Below are 14,480 nucleotides of genomic sequence, written 5' to 3'. Positions count from 1 at the left end.
GGCTCACGCCTTGTGCGTCGAAAGCAGGATGCTGGTTTCGGTATTGGCGATGCCGTCGATCAGGCGAATCGCACCAAGCACGCGATCGAAGCTCTCGAGCGAATCCGACTGCAACTCCGCAATGAGATCCCATCGCCCGTTGGTGCTGTGAATCGTCGTGACGTTCGGATGGCCGCGCAGCACCTTGACGACTTCGGGCCCGCGGTTGCCCTGCACCGCGATCGACATCAGCGCGCGAATACGATGCGCTTCCGCCGCCGGCTTCAAGCGCACCGTATAGCCGACGATCACGCCGCCCGTTTCCAGGCGCGTCAGCCGGTTCTGCACCGTTGCGCGCGCAACCTTCAGGCGCCGGGCGAGTTCCACGACGGACATGCGTGCGTTGTCGCGCAGCAAGGCGATGAGCTGACGGTCGACGTCGTCGAGACTGATCATGTGCGAAGCCATCTTTGATCTTCGGCGGAATTCACGAAAGCCCGGAGCTTGAAGGCGATGGGTCAGCAAAGCCAGGGCTGATCAGGCAAATTGCCATTTTAGTGTGGCAGTTTGCCTAGTTTATCGATGAAATTGCCGGCTTTGCTGGCTTTTTGTTGGCCGAGCCTCTGGGAATAATGCCTCCATCACGCGGCGTTCGAAGCCGCTCACTTCCAGGAGACATCCCATGACCCGCTTCCTAGACGTCCCGGCCACCAGCCGCCTCGTCGCCCGCATCGGCGTTGCGCGCTTTCTCGGCGAACTCGTCGACACCCTGCGCGCCGACTATCTTCGATGGGGCGATTTCGACAAATCCCCGCGCGTCGCCTGCCATTCGCGCGACGGCGTCATCGAGCTGATGCCGGTCGCCGACGCGCAATTGTTCGCCTTCAAGTACGTCAACGGGCACCCGGTCAACGCCGAGCGCGGCATCCATACCGTGATGGCGTTCGGCGCGCTCGCCGAAGTCGGCACGGGCTACCCGCTGCTGCTCGCCGAGCTCACGCTGACCACCGCGCTGCGCACCGCCGCCACGTCGGTGCTCGCGGCGAAGGCGCTGGCCCGCCCCGGCTCGCGCAAAATGGCGCTGATCGGCAACGGCGCGCAAAGCGAGTTCCAGGCGATCGCATTTCACACGCTGCTCGGCATCGACGAGATCCGCGTGTTCGACGTCGATGCGCGCGCAACCGGCAAGCTCGTGCGCAACCTGTCGGCGTATCCGGCGCTCGAGGTGGTCCGCGCCGCCTCGACCGCCGACGCCGTGCGCGACGCCGACATCGTCACCACCGTCACCGCCGACAAGGCCTACGCCACGATCCTCACGCCGGACATGATCGAGCCCGGCATGCACTTGAACGCCGTCGGCGGCGATTGTCCGGGCAAGACCGAGCTGCACGCGGACGTGCTGCGCATGAGCCGCGTGTTCGTCGAGTACGAGCCGCAAACGCGCATCGAAGGCGACATCCAGCAATTGCCGGCGGATTTTCCGGTCGTCGAGCTGTGGCGTGTGCTGCAGGGCGAAGCCGCCGGCCGCGAGCACGCTGCGCAAGTCACCACCTTCGATTCGGTCGGCTTCGCGCTCGAGGATTACTCGGCGCTGCGCTACCTCTATGCGCTCGCGCTCGAACACGAGGCCGGCATCGAGATCGCGCTGATCCCGCCCGCCGCAGAGCCGAAGAACCTGTTTGCGCTCATCGGCGCATCGGGCAGCCACGCGGCGCCGGCCGCAACGCCTGCGAGCGAGCCCGCCGAAGCCTTCGCATTCGACCGCTGAACGCCTCAGGGCGCGCTCCGCAACCTCTGCCTCTTACCCCTTGCCGCACATGAGCCTGCTTTCGATTCAAGCGCCTGCCGCCGTCGTGATGATCCGGCCACACCGTTTCCTCCCCAACCCCGAAACGGCCTCCGACAACGCGTTTCAACGCACGTCCCCGGCGACAGGCATCGACGCCGCATCGCTCGCCGCCGCCGCGCGCGACGAAGTCAGCGCGGCTGCGCAGGCGCTGTCGGCGGCAGGCGTGCGCGTCCACGTGTTCGACGATCCCGGCGAGAACGACACGCCGGACTCCGTGTTCCCGAACAACTGGTTCTCGACGCACCCCGGCGGCCATGTCGCGCTGTATCCGATGCACAGCCCCAATCGCCGCCGCGAACGCCGCGCCGATATCGTCGAGATGCTGAAGGCCGAATACCGCGTGCAGGACGTCATCGACTACTCGGGCCTGGAATACGACGACGTCTTTCTCGAAGGCACGGGCGCGATGGTGCTCGATCACCTTGCGCGGATCGCCTATACGGCGCGCTCGCGCCGCGCCGACCCGTTGGCGCTCGAGCGCTTTTGCACGCATTTCAATTTCGAGCCGATCTGCTTCGACACCGCCGACGCCGACGGCCTCCCGATCTATCACACCAACGTGATGATGAGCGTCGCGACCGAGTTCGCCCTGGTCGGCTTCGAGCTGATCAAGGACGCCACGCGGCGCGACGAGATTCGCCGGCGTCTTGCGGAGACTAGGCGCAGCGTAATCGCGCTCGCGAATGCGCAGGTCGCTAACTTTGCGGCCAACGCGCTGGAGCTTTCAGGCCGCGACGGGCGCGTGCTCGCGCTCTCGCGGCGCGCCTTCGATTGCCTCACGCAGCGTCAGCGCGAGCTGATCGAGCGCTCGGCTCGACTGCTGCCGCTCGACGTGCCGACCATCGAGCAGGCGGGCGGCTCGGTGCGCTGCATGCTGGCGGGTATCCATCTCGCGCGGCGCGGCCACTGAGCCGGCGCGGCGCGGCGCGGCACAAAAGCAAAACCCCGCCGCAGCGGGGTTTTGCTTCGCGCTATCGGCTCATCACCTGTGCAACGCCCAGGCGATCACGCTGCCCATCGGCGTCGGATTCGGATCGTTCTGATGCTCGACCGCCTCCACTGCCCACTCGGCAAGGCGCACCTTGTCCTTCTGGAAAATCATCATGTGCGTCGAGCCGCCGAACTCGAAATGGCCGATCTCGGTGCCGCGCTCGATGGCGATCGGCGGCTGGCCCTCGTTGACGAGAGCATCGGGGTTGATCACGCAGGTCGAGACTTCCACCATGCCGATGCACACCAAGGCCACATAGCCGCACGTTTCATGCTTGAAGATGAAGATCGCCCGCGCCGCGACCTGGCCGAGATAGGGTTGCGATTCTGTACCCTCCCAGGTTCCCTGGTCTTCGCCTTGCGCCGGCCGCTGAGCGAAGTAGGTGCCGGGCTGCACCCACGAGCGGACCAGCTCGCCCGTCAGGGGCGCGTTCCAGCGGTGATAGTGCGTCGCGGATAGAAAGCCCTGATACGCCTGGCCGCCCTCGAAGAGCTTCGCCCACTTGTCCTGGCCGCCGAAGATGTCGAGAAGCGAGTAATTGACGTCCTTGATCCAGAAGTCCGCTTCGCGTGCGAGGTTGTTCTCGTACTCCCACGGCGTGGTCTCGCAGCCGATGCAGACCGTCGTCAGCGGATCGCCATGGAACGGCCGTGCGCCAGGGACGAACTTGCGGATGAAGAACGCATTCCAGGAATCGAACCCGTAGCCCGGGGCTTTCGGATCGCACTCCATCTGAGTCCAGACGCCGGCTTCCCATGCCGCTTTGGAGATCCACGAGCCCGGCTTTTCCGGGTCGTTGATGTCGAGCTTGTCGAGCGACGCGGGGCTCTTGAGGAACGCATTCCACGCATTGAGCACGTTGCGGAAATGCGCGTTGAACGTGGCGTCATGGAACAGGGCGAGCCCGGCCTCGGTCGCCATCGAAACGGCAAGCAGGCCGTTCATCGGCGTGCCGACCATGACCGTCGTGTTGAAAGACGGCGACGTCGAAATGATCTCGTTCAGGATTTCGAACAGGCTGTCGTAGCCTTCGATCCAGAGCGCGTCGCCGTCCGCGCTGATTTCCTTGCGGGTTTGCCCGTCGAGGCCCGCCACGAACGCGTTCGCCTGCTCGATCATCGAGTTGACCCACATCCGGTACACGCTGGTGTGCGTCACCCAGTCCTTCAGCTCCAGCACTGCCGCATGCATCGGCGTCAACTGGTTGGCTTTTTTCTTTCTCGCGATCTCCTCGCGCAGCGGCGCGAGGAATTTCGCGGTCGCCCAGACCCGGTTCGGAACCCAGAAACCCATCTGGATGGGACCCGCGTTACCAAGCGTCAGCATGCCGCCTTGCGGCAATTTCGGGTGCGTCATGGTGTTCTCCTTGCGATCGTGTTGGTGATAACGACGAGTGCCACGAACTGCGCGAACGAGCGCGGGCGAAAAACCCCGAGCGATACATACTCGGCCCCGGGTGTACGCGTTGCAAAGCTGTCAGGTTTGACAGTGCGGCATACGTGGCCGGGGCGCTGTTTCGCTCGACTTGGCGATGCCTTGATCTCGGTGACATGAAGCGCTTGCCGGTAGCGTTATACTTCCGCGTTTTTATCGCCTTCGTCAGGCAGAAAAGGAGTACAAATGAGCGCAATGCCCCCTTGCCCGAAATGCAATTCGGAATTCACTTACGAAGATGGGAACGTTTACGTCTGTCCGGAGTGCGCGCACGAATGGTCGGCGGCGCAAGCGGCCGTTTCGGCCGAAACCGTTGGCCGCGTTTATCGCGATTCGGCCGGCAACGTCCTGCAGGATGGGGATACCGTCACGGTCATCAAGGACTTGAAGCTGAAGGGCTCGAGCGGCGTGATCAAGATGGGAACCAAGGTCAAGAGTATCCGGCTGGTGGACAGCGATCACGATATCGATTGCAAGATCGATGGGTTTGGTGCGATGAGCTTGAAATCGGAGTTCGTCAAGAAGGTTTGAGCGGGGGCTTCAATCGCCGGCATGCAATCGCACCTAGAGCGTCGCGGTAACGCCTCCATCCACATACAGAATGTGGCCGTTCACGAAGCTCGACGCATCACTCGCGAGGAATACCGCAGCACCGGCCAGATCCTCGACATCCCCCCAACGGCGCGAGGGCGTCCGGCCGATCAACCAGTTGCTGAAGTTCTCGTCCTTCACCAGCGCTTCCGTCAATTCGGTCTTGAAGTAGCCCGGGCCCAGTCCGTTCACCTGGATGCCGTACTGCCCCCAGTCGATCGCCATGCCTTTGGTCAACATCTTCACTGCCCCTTTGCTTGCGGTATAGGCAGCTATGCTGGGACGGCCCAGCTCACTCTGTACCGAGCAGATATTGATGATCTTGCCGCGCTTGCGCTCGATCATGTGCCGCGCGACTGCCCGACCAACGAGGAACACGCTATCGACGTTGGTCTTCATCAGTTCGTCCCATTGACCGTGGGAAAACTGTTCCAGCGGCGCACGGCGCTGCATGCCGGCATTGTTGACGAGAATGTCGATGGGGCCGATGTCCCGTTCCATGCCCTCGATAGCGGCATCGACTTCATCCGGCGATGTCACATCGAAACTTGCCGCGTGCACCGTCGCGCCTTCGCTGCGCAAACGCTCGACGGCGGCGGCGAGCCGCCCCCCGTCGCGTCCGTTCAAGACGACTTCGGCCCCCGCCCCTGCCAGGCCTCGCGCGAGCGCAAAGCCGATTCCCGTGCTCGACCCGGTGACGAGCGCGCGGCGGCCGGCGAGACTGAACATCTGCAGATTGCTTTTCACCTCGACTCCTTGTTCATTTTTCGACCTTCGACACCCATTCATCGCCAGCGGACGCGCCGCCGCGCTCGTCCATCAGCGCGGACAACCGGTCCAGCCAGGGTTCGCGGCCGTCGTGGCTCAACCCGATGCCTTGACGCATCTGCCACGCTATCCTTCACCCGATCAGGACACCGGCGTGAACTTGAGCTGGTTGATCGGCATGACCTTGTCGGTCCGCGTGAGGCCGTAAGGCGTCTTCGGTCCGAGCCACTTGTCGAAGATGCCGCCCATCTCGCCGCTCTGCTCCATCGCCGCAAGCGCCTTGTTGACCGCGCCGAGCATGGCGGGCTCGTTCTGCCGCAGGCCGACCGCGATGGGTTCGATCAGCATCGGCTCGGACGCGATCGCGACGGCGCCGTCGGTGCCCTCGACCTGCTTGGCAATCTTCGTGGCCGTCATCTGGTTCGTGACGAAGCCCTTCACCTTGTTCTGCTCCAGCGCGAGGAACGCCGAGCTCGTGTCATGGAACGTGACCGCCTGGCCGTCCTTGATCGAAATCGGGATGGACTGCGCGGAGGTCGAACCGTCCGCGGCGCTGATCTTCTGTCCCGTGAAATCAGCCAGCTTCTTGGTCGCGTCGGCTTTCTTCACCACCAGCACTTCCTTTGTCGTGTAGTAAGCGTCGCTGAAATCGATCTGCGTCGCCCGCGTTTTCGTGTACGCGAGGTTCGCCACCACGATATCGACGCGCCCCAGCTTCAGCTGCGGAATCCGCGCTTCGACGGCGAGCGGCTCGAGCTTCGCCTTGGCGCCGAGCTGTTTCGCAATCGCATTGCAAAGATCCACATCCATGCCTTCCAGTTGCCGTGTCTGCGCATTCGGATATGAAAACGGTTCGACGTTCGAGTACACGCCGCAGGTCAGTTCCCCGTGGCTCTTGACGTCGGCCAACTGATCGGCGTAGGCGGGAGCGATCGCCGCGGCAGCCCCGCACATTAACGACATCACGGCGCAAATCTTCGTTACCTGCATTGCCAAACTCCTCATGTTTATGTAGAGCAATTCAACCTGCTGATCCTGACAGAACGGTGCCGGCTTTCTTCATCGGAGCGGCGTCAACCGCGCCTAATGCGTGCGAAGATCCGACAAGAAGCGTTGCGCCCGCGCATGCTTCGGACGCGAGAAAAACTCGCCAGGCTCCGCGACTTCGAGAATCTGGCCCGCATCCATGAACCACACGCGGTCGGCCACCTCGCGCGCAAAACCCATTTCGTGCGTGACGCACATCATCGTCATCCCTTCCTGCGCGAGGCTTTTCATCACGTTCAGCACTTCCCCGACCATTTCGGGGTCGAGCGCGCTGGTAGGCTCGTCGAACAGCATCGCGGGCGGATCCATCGCCAGCGCCCGTGCGATCGCGACACGCTGCTGCTGGCCGCCCGACAGTTGGGCGGGATACGACTTCGCTTTGCTCGCAAGGCCGACACGAGACAGCAGCTCCAGCGCCTTGCGCTCCGCTTCGGCACGCTTGAGACCGTTCACGCGCATCGGCGAGAGCGTGATGTTGTCGAGCACCGACAGATGCGGAAACAGGTTGAACTGCTGGAAAACGAAGCCGATGCGGCTGCGATACACGTTCAGACACAGTTTTCTGTCGTGAATGTCCTGCCCGTCGAAAAAGATCCGGCCACGGTTGATTTCCTCGAGCCGGTTGACCGTGCGGATCAATGTCGACTTGCCGGACCCGGAAGGACCGCATACGACGACGACTTCGCCTTTGCGCACTTCGGCATTCACGTCCACGAGAGCGTGATACTCGCCATACCATTTGTTGACGCTGGAAAATTCGATCATGCGGCATACCTCGACATGAGTGAGCGCCTAGTTCTTGCCAGGCAGCGGTTCGGCCAGCGCGACGGCGCTCGCCTTCGCGTTCGCGACGGACGCGCCGGCCCGCTTTCGGGTCACACGCCGCTCCAGATGCCGTGCGAACTGCGTCAACGCATAGCACAGCGCGAAATAGCTCAGTGCAAGGATCAGGTAGACGGGGAACGGCTTCGTCAGCAGGCGGTTGTTGATTTGATCCGCCGCGAACGAGATCTCCTGAACGTTGATGATGTAGCCGAGCGAGGTCTCCTTGATCGTCGAGACGAACTGCGTGACCATGCTCGGCACCACGTTGTAGAGCGCCTGCGGCAAGATCACGGCGCGCATCGTTTTCATGTAGCTCAGGCCGAGCGCGCGCGATGCTTCCGTCTGGCCGCGCGGCAGTCCTTCGATCCCGGCACGGATGATTTCGCCGAGGTACGCGGAGTCGTACACCACCAGCGCGCACAGCATCGTCACGAAGCCCGTGACGGGGTAGCCGGTCAGCACGGGCACGAGAAAGTACACCCAGAAGATCACCATCAAAAGCGGCACCCCGCGCACCAGATAGACGAGTCCCGTGGCAGGCGCGCGCAGCGCCTTGAACGGACTGATCCGGGCGAGCGCCACCAGGATGCCCAGAGGAAACGCGATCACGAGCGCGGACAGCGACAGCAGGATCGTCAGCACGATGCCGCCCAGCGGCCCGTGCGGGTACTGCCCGATCAGCAGCAGCGTCCAGTTGTCTCGCAGGATTTCGAACATGGTCACCTGGCTCCTGGAATCCGGAAGTGCGCTGCGATCCTCGCCCCGCAGAACATGATGACGAGCGAAAGGCCGAGGTACACGGCCGTCGCGACGAAATACGATTCGAACGACAGGAAGGTCTCGTTCTCGATCTGCCGCGTGACGTAGGTCAGTTCCGCCGCGCCGATCGCCATCGCGAGACTGGTGTTCTTGAAGAGCAGCACGGCATGGTTGACCATCGGCGGAATCGCGTTGCGCAGCGCCTGCGGCAACACCACATGACGCATGCCGCTCAGAAAATTCAGGCCCAGCGCGCGCGACGCTTCGTACTGGCCGTACGGGATGGCCCGCAGGCCGCTGCGGATATCTTCGGACAGATACGCGCCGCTACACAGAGCGATCGCGATCACCGCGAAGATGAACTGGCCGTTGTAGTGGTTCAGGATCGCCTGCATCTCTTCGGGCAGGATGTTCGAGATGCCGAAGTACCAGAACAGGATTTGCACCAGCATCGGCACGTTGCGGTGATACGCGACGAACGTCGCGACGAAGGCCGTCGCCGGGCGCGCGTTGGTCATGCGGATCAAGGTCAGAAGAATGCCCACCACCAGCGAAAGCACCCAGGCTGACGCGGCCATCGCGAGCGTGAGCTCCACGCCATGGAGGAACAGCGCTCCATTGTCGCCTTGCAGCACGGTGGCCAGGTCGAAGTGAAGTTTCATGTTGCATGTCCCAGTGATTCAGGCCCAGACGATGCCTTGGTCCGGTCGGCGTGTGGTAACGCCTCGCTTCATCCTGCGCCCGTATCGGCTACAGGGTTGAATTGATACTAGCCCGCGAAAAAACGCCGTTGCAGACGCCTTTTGTCTGGTGCAATAAGTTTCGAGAATGATGGGGAAAGCGGTTTGCCGCAGGGGCTTTGGCGCGCTCGCGCATGATGTCGTCTCCTATGTCGGCCGGAGTTGGCGCTTTAGCGCTGACTCCGGTCCCATGGCGCCTCTACGGGCGCCTCGATGCACGCGCCCCTTGCGAAGCGCGGTTCGTCGTTCGATGTGGTTGCGTCACGCAGCGCCGGTCGCGCTTGCCGCCGTGGCGTGCAATCCCAGCACTTGAGGATTCACAGGCGTGGGCGGCTGGCCTGGCGTCGGGCCGCAGCCGAGGGCGGCAATCAGGTTCTCCGCGCAGAGCGAGGCCATCGCGCGCCGCGTCGCCACCGACGCGCTGCCGATATGCGGCGTCAGCACCACGTTCTTCTGCGCAAGCAACGCCGGACATACCTGCGGCTCGCCCTCGAACACGTCGAGGCCGGCCGCCGCGATGCTGCCTTCGCCGAGCGCGACCGCCAGCGCCGCATCGTCCACCACGCCGCCGCGCGCGATATTCGTGAGCGTGGCCGACGACTTCATCTGCTTGAGCTCGGTTGCGCCGATCGCATGATGCGAGCTGGCCGAATACGGCACCACCACGATCAGATGGTCGGACTCGCGCAGCAGCGTCTCCTTGTCGACGTACCGCGCGCCGCAGCTCTCCTCGAGATCCGGCGCCAGTTGCGACCGGTTGTGATAGATCACGCGCATGTCGAAGCCGAATGCGCCGCGCCGCGCGATCGCGCGCCCGATGCGTCCCATGCCGAGAATGCCGAGCGTCGAGCCATGCACGTCGCCGCCGACGAACATGTCGTAGCGCCCCGTCTTCGTCCACGAGCCGCCGCGCAGATAGTGCTCGGACTCGCTGATCCGCCGCGCCGCCGCCATCATCAGCGCGAAGCCGAAATCGGCGGTGGTGTCGGTGAGCACGTCCGGCGTATTGGTCACGATGACGCCGCGCGCCGTGCATGCGTCCACGTCGATGTTGTTGTAACCCACGCCGATGTTGCATACGGCCTTCAGCTGCGGACAGGCATCGAGCAGCGTCGCATCGATCCGTTCGCTGCCCGTCGTCATCGCGCCGGTCTTGCCTTGCAACCGGGCGATCAGCTCGGGCTGCGTCCAGATCGTGTCGTCCGGATTGCCGGTGACGTCGAAGTCCGCACGCAGACGATCGACGATGTCCGGAAACGACGCCCGGGTAACCAGTACCGGTACACGCATGAAAAATCTCCTTGTCAAGCTCGGGTGTGGATCGAAATGCGGCTGCGCACGGGCTAGCCGAATGCGCCCGCCTCGTGTGTGATCGCGGTCGAAATCTCGCGCACACAGTCGTACATGCGCGCCATCGGCGCGAAGATTCCGGCGTGCTCGCGTGCATACGCCTGCGGCATGCGTGGGCCGGCCGGCTCCGCGTAGTCGAGCGACGCCGACTCGTCCGCATGCTCCGGAAAGATCTCGCCCAGCCACTGCATCACAGCGGGCAGATCGAGCGCGACGATCGCGCTCTGCAGGCCATCGGCCGTGACGCCGGGACGCGGCGCGAACGCCGGAATCCGCGTCGCGCGAAGCCAGATGCGCTGGATCAGCGCGAGCCGCAACGCGTGCAGCAAGGTCTCGCGGGCACGCATCCGCGCGCGGCCGGGCCATGCCGAGCGCAGCGCGAGATCGTCCGCCAGCGCGCGGCGGAACATCGCCTGCAAGGCGGCCGACGCGCCGAGACGATCGAGCGTCGCCGACACCGCGAGCAGCGCGTCGCGGACTGTTTCATCGCCGGTGTGCAGTGCGCGATCGAGCCACATGCCCGGGACGTGCGCGCCGTGTTCGAGCGCGGCCTCCGTTTCGAACAGCGGGCTGATTTCGATGTGCCGCTCGACGCCGAACAACCGCGCAAGCCATAACGCAGCAAGCAGCGTGTAGCCGCTTTCCGTTTCGGCGATGAGGAAGCGCACCGGCGTCGAGCTGTCGATATGCTTGACGAGCTGCGCGACGGTCATCATCATGCGCGCCGCCGTGGCCTGCTCGGCCAGCAGCGCGCCGAAGTCCACGGGGACGGCGGCAACCTCGGCGAGCGCTGCGTTGATCGCGGCGAGCATCGCGCGGCGGCGAGCAGGCGCATCGACTGGATCGACGATGTTCAGGCGGTGACGCGCCGCGTTGTGCAACTGGCTCGCATTGAGGCGCACGTGGGTATGGGCGAGCGAAAGACCGTGCGCGGCGAGACCCGCACGGGCAACGCAAAGGGCGAGCCGATCGCTTCCGGCCGCGTGCGCGATGGCGTCGCCGAAGAGCGTCAGCAGCGGCGCCGAAGACACGCAGGCCGCTGCGCGCCCGCCGACGAGCGCCTGCGCGAAACGGGATACGGCGAGCGGGTCCGCGTCGGCGGGACAGACGCCGATCTGCTCGTCGACCGCCGCGAGCGCGGTCTCAACGCGTTCCGCCAGCGGCCGCGCGCAAGCGATTCCTTCGACCTGGCCGCGAATCCGCGCCAGTTGCAGGCGCTTCATGCGCAGACGCAGCCGCAATGTATCCCACCAGCCGATATCGGTGCGCCCGTCGGTGTCGTAGCCGACCCATGTCGACAGCACCAGCGGCTTGGGTACGAGCGCCGTCCAGCGCTCGGGCCACGTGTCGCGCGCGATCGAAAGCAGCGCGGCGTTGAAGCGATCGAGCGCGTCGCGGCCATGGCCGATTGCGGCCGCGGCCTGCTCGAACTCATCGGCGAGCGTGACCGGCCCGGGCCGATGCGATGCGAACGCCGCGCGCTCGGCGCCGCACGCGTGCTCCGCCAGATGCAGCCCGGCCTCGCGCGACAACGCGAAGGTCGGATGCCCCGTGAACACCGCGGCGTAGCGGGTCCGTTCCACCAGCGCACGGAAATCGTCCCAGCGAGGCTCCTGCTGCGCACCGGCCGCGAACAGCACATTCCGTGCAACCTCGGTGAACGCCAGGCCGTTCGCCTCCATATCGACACCGCCGACATAACGGGCGAGCCGCGCCGCGCGATCCGAGAACGCCTGATCACGCAGATGGCGAATCAACGCGAGCGTGCCGTCATCGTCCAGCTCGCCTGTTTCCATCTGCCGCATCAGGTCGAAGGCGATCGAGAGGACCGGATTGCCGAACGGATCGCCGTGCGCTTTCGCGCGGGTACGATCCACCAGGGTCAAGAGCCGGTCCGCGAGCATGGCAGGATTCGCACGCATGCTTTGCGCCTACGCTTCGTGATCGTCCGGCTCGCGTTTGATCGTCGTCAGGCCGCCCGGCACCTGCAGCGTGGGCAGGATTTCCATGTTGCTGATGTTCACCGCGAGCGGCGCGGCGATGGCAAACGCGATCGCGTCCGCGATGTCCTCGGGCGTGGGCAGCTCGAAGCCATCGATGAACTTTTTGCGCGCCTCTTCGATATTGCCGTGCACGTGGCCGAAAATGTCTGTCGCTACGCGGCCCGGGCAGATCTCCGTCACCCGCACGCGCCTGCCGGTCGCATCGACGCGCAGCTGGCGCGACAACGCATGAATCGCGGCCTTGGTGGCGTGATAGATCGAATTGCCGTTGAAGTTGTAGATCGCGGCAATCGAGCTGATGTTGACGATGTGGCCGCGATCGCGCGCGACCATGCCCGGCATCGTGAGCCGGACGATATGCAGGACCGCCTGCAGGTTCACTTCCACCTGCACGTCGATGTCCTCGACGCCCGCGTCGAGGATGGAGCCCTTGCGCGATACGCCGGCATTGTTGACGACGATGTCGAACGGCACGGCCTCGGTGAGCTTCGTCACGGCCGGCAGGTCGCTCACGTCGATCGCGTGCGGGGTGCAACCGGTGCGCTTGGCCAGTTCATTCAGGCGCTCCGCGTTGCGCGCGAGCGCATGCACCTCGAGCCCTTCGCGGCAGAACCGCTCGACGATCGCGGCACCCATCCCGGTGGAAGCGCCCGTCACGAGCGCGGTCTTGTAGTCTGAAAACGGCATCGATGACCTCTGTCTGGAACGCTGCGTATCGCGTGACGACCACTGCGATACGCCTGTTGGAAATGTAGACGACGTGAAAACCCTCGGCAAAGACGGAATGGCTTTGTCGCGATAAGGATCGCTTCTGGCTGGTCGACGTCCGCTAGCGCGCGAGCTTCGAGACCGGCACCACGCGGCCGCCCGCCGCTTCGATCGCGCCGCGCACCGCGCGCGCGAGTTCGACGGCGCCGGGCGTGTCGCCGTGCAGCAGAATCGACTGCACCTGCACCTTGAGCCGGTTGCCGGTGATGGTCGTGATCGTGCCGTCCTGGAGCAGCGCCTGGACACGCGCCAGCACGCCCGCGCGGTCCTTGATCACCGCACCCTCAAGCTTGCGCGACACGAGCGCGCCCCGATCGTCGTAGGCGCGGTCGGCGAGGAACGTGTTGGCCGTGCGTATGCCGATGCGCTCCGCCGCGCGTTCGATCTCGGTGTTGGTGGACACGCTGATGATCAGATCGCGGTCGAATTCCGCCACGGCTCGCACCAGCGGCTCGGCCAGCGCGTACGAAGCCGCCGCCATGTTGCCGAGCGCGCCGTGAAAGCTCATGTGCGTGACGCGATGCCCCGCTGCCTTCGCGATGCCCGCGAGCGCACCCATCTGATACACCACGTAGTTCGCCAGCTCGAGCGGATCGGCCTCGATCGGCCGCCGCCCGAAGCCGAGCAGATCGGGGAAGCCGACATGCGCGCCCACGTCGATCCCGCGCGCGAGCGCGAGACGCACCGTCTTGTTCATGATGACCGGATCGCCAGCATGAAAGCCGCACGCGACGTTCGCGGACGACACGACATCGAGCATCGCTTCGTCCTCGCCCATCCGGTACGGTCCGAAGCCTTCGCCCAGGTCAGCGTTGAGATCGATTTCCACAGTCCATTCTCCGTTCTTCGATCCGTCCGGCGCCGCGCAACGAGACGCGGGCCTTTGCCGTCAGGATGCAATTGATCGACATGCTCAGGGCGCCGGCGCAATCTCGAACAGCGGCGTGCCGTAGCCGACGGTCGCGCCATGCGCGACGAGCCGCTGTCTCACCACGCCCGCCGTCGACGCGGCCACCGGCAGGCAAAGCTGCGCAATCTGCAGCAGCCCGATCACCTCGCCCCGCGCGACGTGTGCGCCGATTTCGACGAGCGGCGCCTCGCGCGCCGGATGCGCCGCGAGGAACCTCCCCACGGTGCCGGCCACCACGTTGACGACGGCCGTATGTGCGGATTGCGCACTGCCCGGTCGGCGCCCGGGTGTCCGCGGCGTTGGCGGCGGGAGCGGCGCGTCGTCGTCGCTGCCTCGACCGGCGTCGACCTTCAGACGCACGGTCGCGCCCGGTTTGCTGATCTCGATGAAGCCGATTTCCCCGGCCGCCAGCCAGGATGTGATCTGCCGAAGCTCCCCGAGGTCCACTTCCGGTTTTTGTGTCATG

The 14,480-nt window shown here is 64.7% G+C and carries 16 protein-coding genes; 3 read left to right on the top strand and 13 right to left on the bottom strand.

The genetic code is table 11. The features are described 5' to 3' along the window. Positions 1-3 precede the first annotated feature (3 nt). Positions 4-435, bottom strand: coding sequence for an Lrp/AsnC family transcriptional regulator (locus FAZ69_RS17020; protein ID WP_136896350.1), 432 nt, complete (start codon positions 433-435; stop codon positions 4-6). A 226-nt stretch (positions 436-661) separates the two neighbouring features. On the opposite strand from FAZ69_RS17020, the gene ocd reads away from it, so the two are divergent. Together ocd and ctlX are read left to right on the top strand one after the other, a co-directional pair. Next, positions 662-1,747, top strand: coding sequence for an ornithine cyclodeaminase (gene ocd, locus FAZ69_RS17015; protein WP_136896222.1), 1,086 nt, complete (start codon positions 662-664; stop codon positions 1,745-1,747). Positions 1,748-1,796: 49 nt separating this feature from the next. Beyond that, positions 1,797-2,738, top strand: a complete 942-nt coding sequence (ctlX, locus tag FAZ69_RS17010) for a citrulline utilization hydrolase CtlX (RefSeq protein ID WP_136896221.1) — start codon at positions 1,797-1,799, stop codon at positions 2,736-2,738. 72 nt (positions 2,739-2,810) lie between these two features. On the opposite strand, the gene FAZ69_RS17005 is transcribed toward ctlX, so the two are convergent. Next, positions 2,811-4,175 carry a phosphatidylserine decarboxylase family protein gene (locus FAZ69_RS17005; RefSeq protein WP_136896220.1) on the bottom strand — a complete coding sequence of 455 codons (1,365 nt, stop codon included), beginning with the start codon at positions 4,173-4,175 and terminating at the stop codon, positions 2,811-2,813. Positions 4,176-4,439: 264 nt separating this feature from the next. On the opposite strand from FAZ69_RS17005, the gene FAZ69_RS17000 reads away from it, so the two are divergent. Beyond that, entirely contained in the window at positions 4,440-4,784 is a 345-nt protein-coding gene (locus FAZ69_RS17000; RefSeq protein WP_136896219.1) for a zinc ribbon domain-containing protein YjdM, read from the top strand. A gap of 33 nt (positions 4,785-4,817) precedes the next feature. Here the strand turns inward: FAZ69_RS17000 and FAZ69_RS16995 are convergent, their stop codons facing one another. The 11 genes from FAZ69_RS16995 to FAZ69_RS16950 form a co-directional block, all read right to left on the bottom strand. Beyond that, a complete protein-coding gene (locus tag FAZ69_RS16995) occupies positions 4,818-5,573 on the bottom strand; it encodes a glucose 1-dehydrogenase (protein WP_136896349.1) in 756 nt (251 codons plus the stop codon). A gap of 31 nt (positions 5,574-5,604) precedes the next feature. Next, a complete protein-coding gene (locus FAZ69_RS34235) occupies positions 5,605-5,730 on the bottom strand; it encodes a hypothetical protein (RefSeq protein WP_255451538.1) in 126 nt (41 codons plus the stop codon). Between the two features lie 23 nt (positions 5,731-5,753). Then, the gene (locus FAZ69_RS16990) at positions 5,754-6,602 is read right to left on the bottom strand and encodes a transporter substrate-binding domain-containing protein (RefSeq protein WP_136896218.1); all 849 of its coding nucleotides are present in this window, start codon (positions 6,600-6,602) and stop codon (positions 5,754-5,756) included. A gap of 93 nt (positions 6,603-6,695) precedes the next feature. Then, positions 6,696-7,424: an amino acid ABC transporter ATP-binding protein gene (locus tag FAZ69_RS16985; protein WP_136896217.1), complete on the bottom strand. Its 729-nt coding sequence runs from the start codon at positions 7,422-7,424 to the stop codon at positions 6,696-6,698. 27 nt (positions 7,425-7,451) lie between these two features. Beyond that, the gene (locus tag FAZ69_RS16980) at positions 7,452-8,201 is read right to left on the bottom strand and encodes an amino acid ABC transporter permease (RefSeq protein WP_136896216.1); all 750 of its coding nucleotides are present in this window, start codon (positions 8,199-8,201) and stop codon (positions 7,452-7,454) included. 2 nt (positions 8,202-8,203) lie between these two features. Continuing rightward, positions 8,204-8,905 (bottom strand): amino acid ABC transporter permease, encoded by a 702-nt coding sequence (locus tag FAZ69_RS16975; protein ID WP_136896215.1) that lies wholly within the window; start codon positions 8,903-8,905, stop codon positions 8,204-8,206. Between the two features lie 339 nt (positions 8,906-9,244). Beyond that, complete coding sequence (locus tag FAZ69_RS16970; protein ID WP_136896214.1) at positions 9,245-10,273, bottom strand: 2-hydroxyacid dehydrogenase; 1,029 nt, start codon at positions 10,271-10,273, stop codon at positions 9,245-9,247. A gap of 53 nt (positions 10,274-10,326) precedes the next feature. After that, positions 10,327-12,255: a hypothetical protein gene (locus FAZ69_RS16965; RefSeq protein ID WP_136896213.1), complete on the bottom strand. Its 1,929-nt coding sequence runs from the start codon at positions 12,253-12,255 to the stop codon at positions 10,327-10,329. A gap of 9 nt (positions 12,256-12,264) precedes the next feature. Beyond that, positions 12,265-13,023 carry an SDR family oxidoreductase gene (locus tag FAZ69_RS16960; RefSeq protein WP_136896212.1) on the bottom strand — a complete coding sequence of 253 codons (759 nt, stop codon included), beginning with the start codon at positions 13,021-13,023 and terminating at the stop codon, positions 12,265-12,267. 142 nt (positions 13,024-13,165) lie between these two features. Beyond that, entirely contained in the window at positions 13,166-13,933 is a 768-nt protein-coding gene (locus FAZ69_RS16955; RefSeq protein ID WP_136896211.1) for a LamB/YcsF family protein, read from the bottom strand. A gap of 84 nt (positions 13,934-14,017) precedes the next feature. Continuing rightward, positions 14,018-14,479 carry an acetyl-CoA carboxylase biotin carboxyl carrier protein gene (locus FAZ69_RS16950; protein ID WP_136896210.1) on the bottom strand — a complete coding sequence of 154 codons (462 nt, stop codon included), beginning with the start codon at positions 14,477-14,479 and terminating at the stop codon, positions 14,018-14,020. Position 14,480: the final 1 nt, after the last annotated feature.

The sequence above is a fragment of the Trinickia terrae genome, from assembly GCF_005144415.1.
In the GTDB taxonomy this organism is placed as follows: Bacteria; Pseudomonadota; Gammaproteobacteria; order Burkholderiales; family Burkholderiaceae; genus Trinickia_A; species Trinickia_A terrae.
This window is presented reverse-complemented; position numbering and strand designations above follow the sequence as displayed.

Coding starts and splice junctions, on each gene's coding strand:
- FAZ69_RS16950 (WP_136896210.1), bottom strand. CDS start 14,479: ATGACACAAAAACCGGAAGTGGACCTCGGGGAGCTTCGGCAGATCACA.
- FAZ69_RS16985 (WP_136896217.1), bottom strand. CDS start 7,424: ATGATCGAATTTTCCAGCGTCAACAAATGGTATGGCGAGTATCACGCT.
- FAZ69_RS34235 (WP_255451538.1), bottom strand. CDS start 5,730: ATGCGTCAAGGCATCGGGTTGAGCCACGACGGCCGCGAACCCTGGCTG.
- FAZ69_RS16995 (WP_136896349.1), bottom strand. CDS start 5,573: ATGTTCAGTCTCGCCGGCCGCCGCGCGCTCGTCACCGGGTCGAGCACG.
- FAZ69_RS16960 (WP_136896212.1), bottom strand. CDS start 13,023: ATGCCGTTTTCAGACTACAAGACCGCGCTCGTGACGGGCGCTTCCACC.
- FAZ69_RS17000 (WP_136896219.1), top strand. CDS start 4,440: ATGAGCGCAATGCCCCCTTGCCCGAAATGCAATTCGGAATTCACTTAC.
- FAZ69_RS16980 (WP_136896216.1), bottom strand. CDS start 8,201: ATGTTCGAAATCCTGCGAGACAACTGGACGCTGCTGCTGATCGGGCAG.
- FAZ69_RS16990 (WP_136896218.1), bottom strand. CDS start 6,602: ATGCAGGTAACGAAGATTTGCGCCGTGATGTCGTTAATGTGCGGGGCT.
- ocd (WP_136896222.1), top strand. CDS start 662: ATGACCCGCTTCCTAGACGTCCCGGCCACCAGCCGCCTCGTCGCCCGC.
- FAZ69_RS17020 (WP_136896350.1), bottom strand. CDS start 435: ATGATCAGTCTCGACGACGTCGACCGTCAGCTCATCGCCTTGCTGCGC.
- FAZ69_RS16970 (WP_136896214.1), bottom strand. CDS start 10,273: ATGCGTGTACCGGTACTGGTTACCCGGGCGTCGTTTCCGGACATCGTC.
- ctlX (WP_136896221.1), top strand. CDS start 1,797: ATGAGCCTGCTTTCGATTCAAGCGCCTGCCGCCGTCGTGATGATCCGG.
- FAZ69_RS17005 (WP_136896220.1), bottom strand. CDS start 4,175: ATGACGCACCCGAAATTGCCGCAAGGCGGCATGCTGACGCTTGGTAAC.
- FAZ69_RS16965 (WP_136896213.1), bottom strand. CDS start 12,255: ATGCGTGCGAATCCTGCCATGCTCGCGGACCGGCTCTTGACCCTGGTG.
- FAZ69_RS16975 (WP_136896215.1), bottom strand. CDS start 8,905: ATGAAACTTCACTTCGACCTGGCCACCGTGCTGCAAGGCGACAATGGA.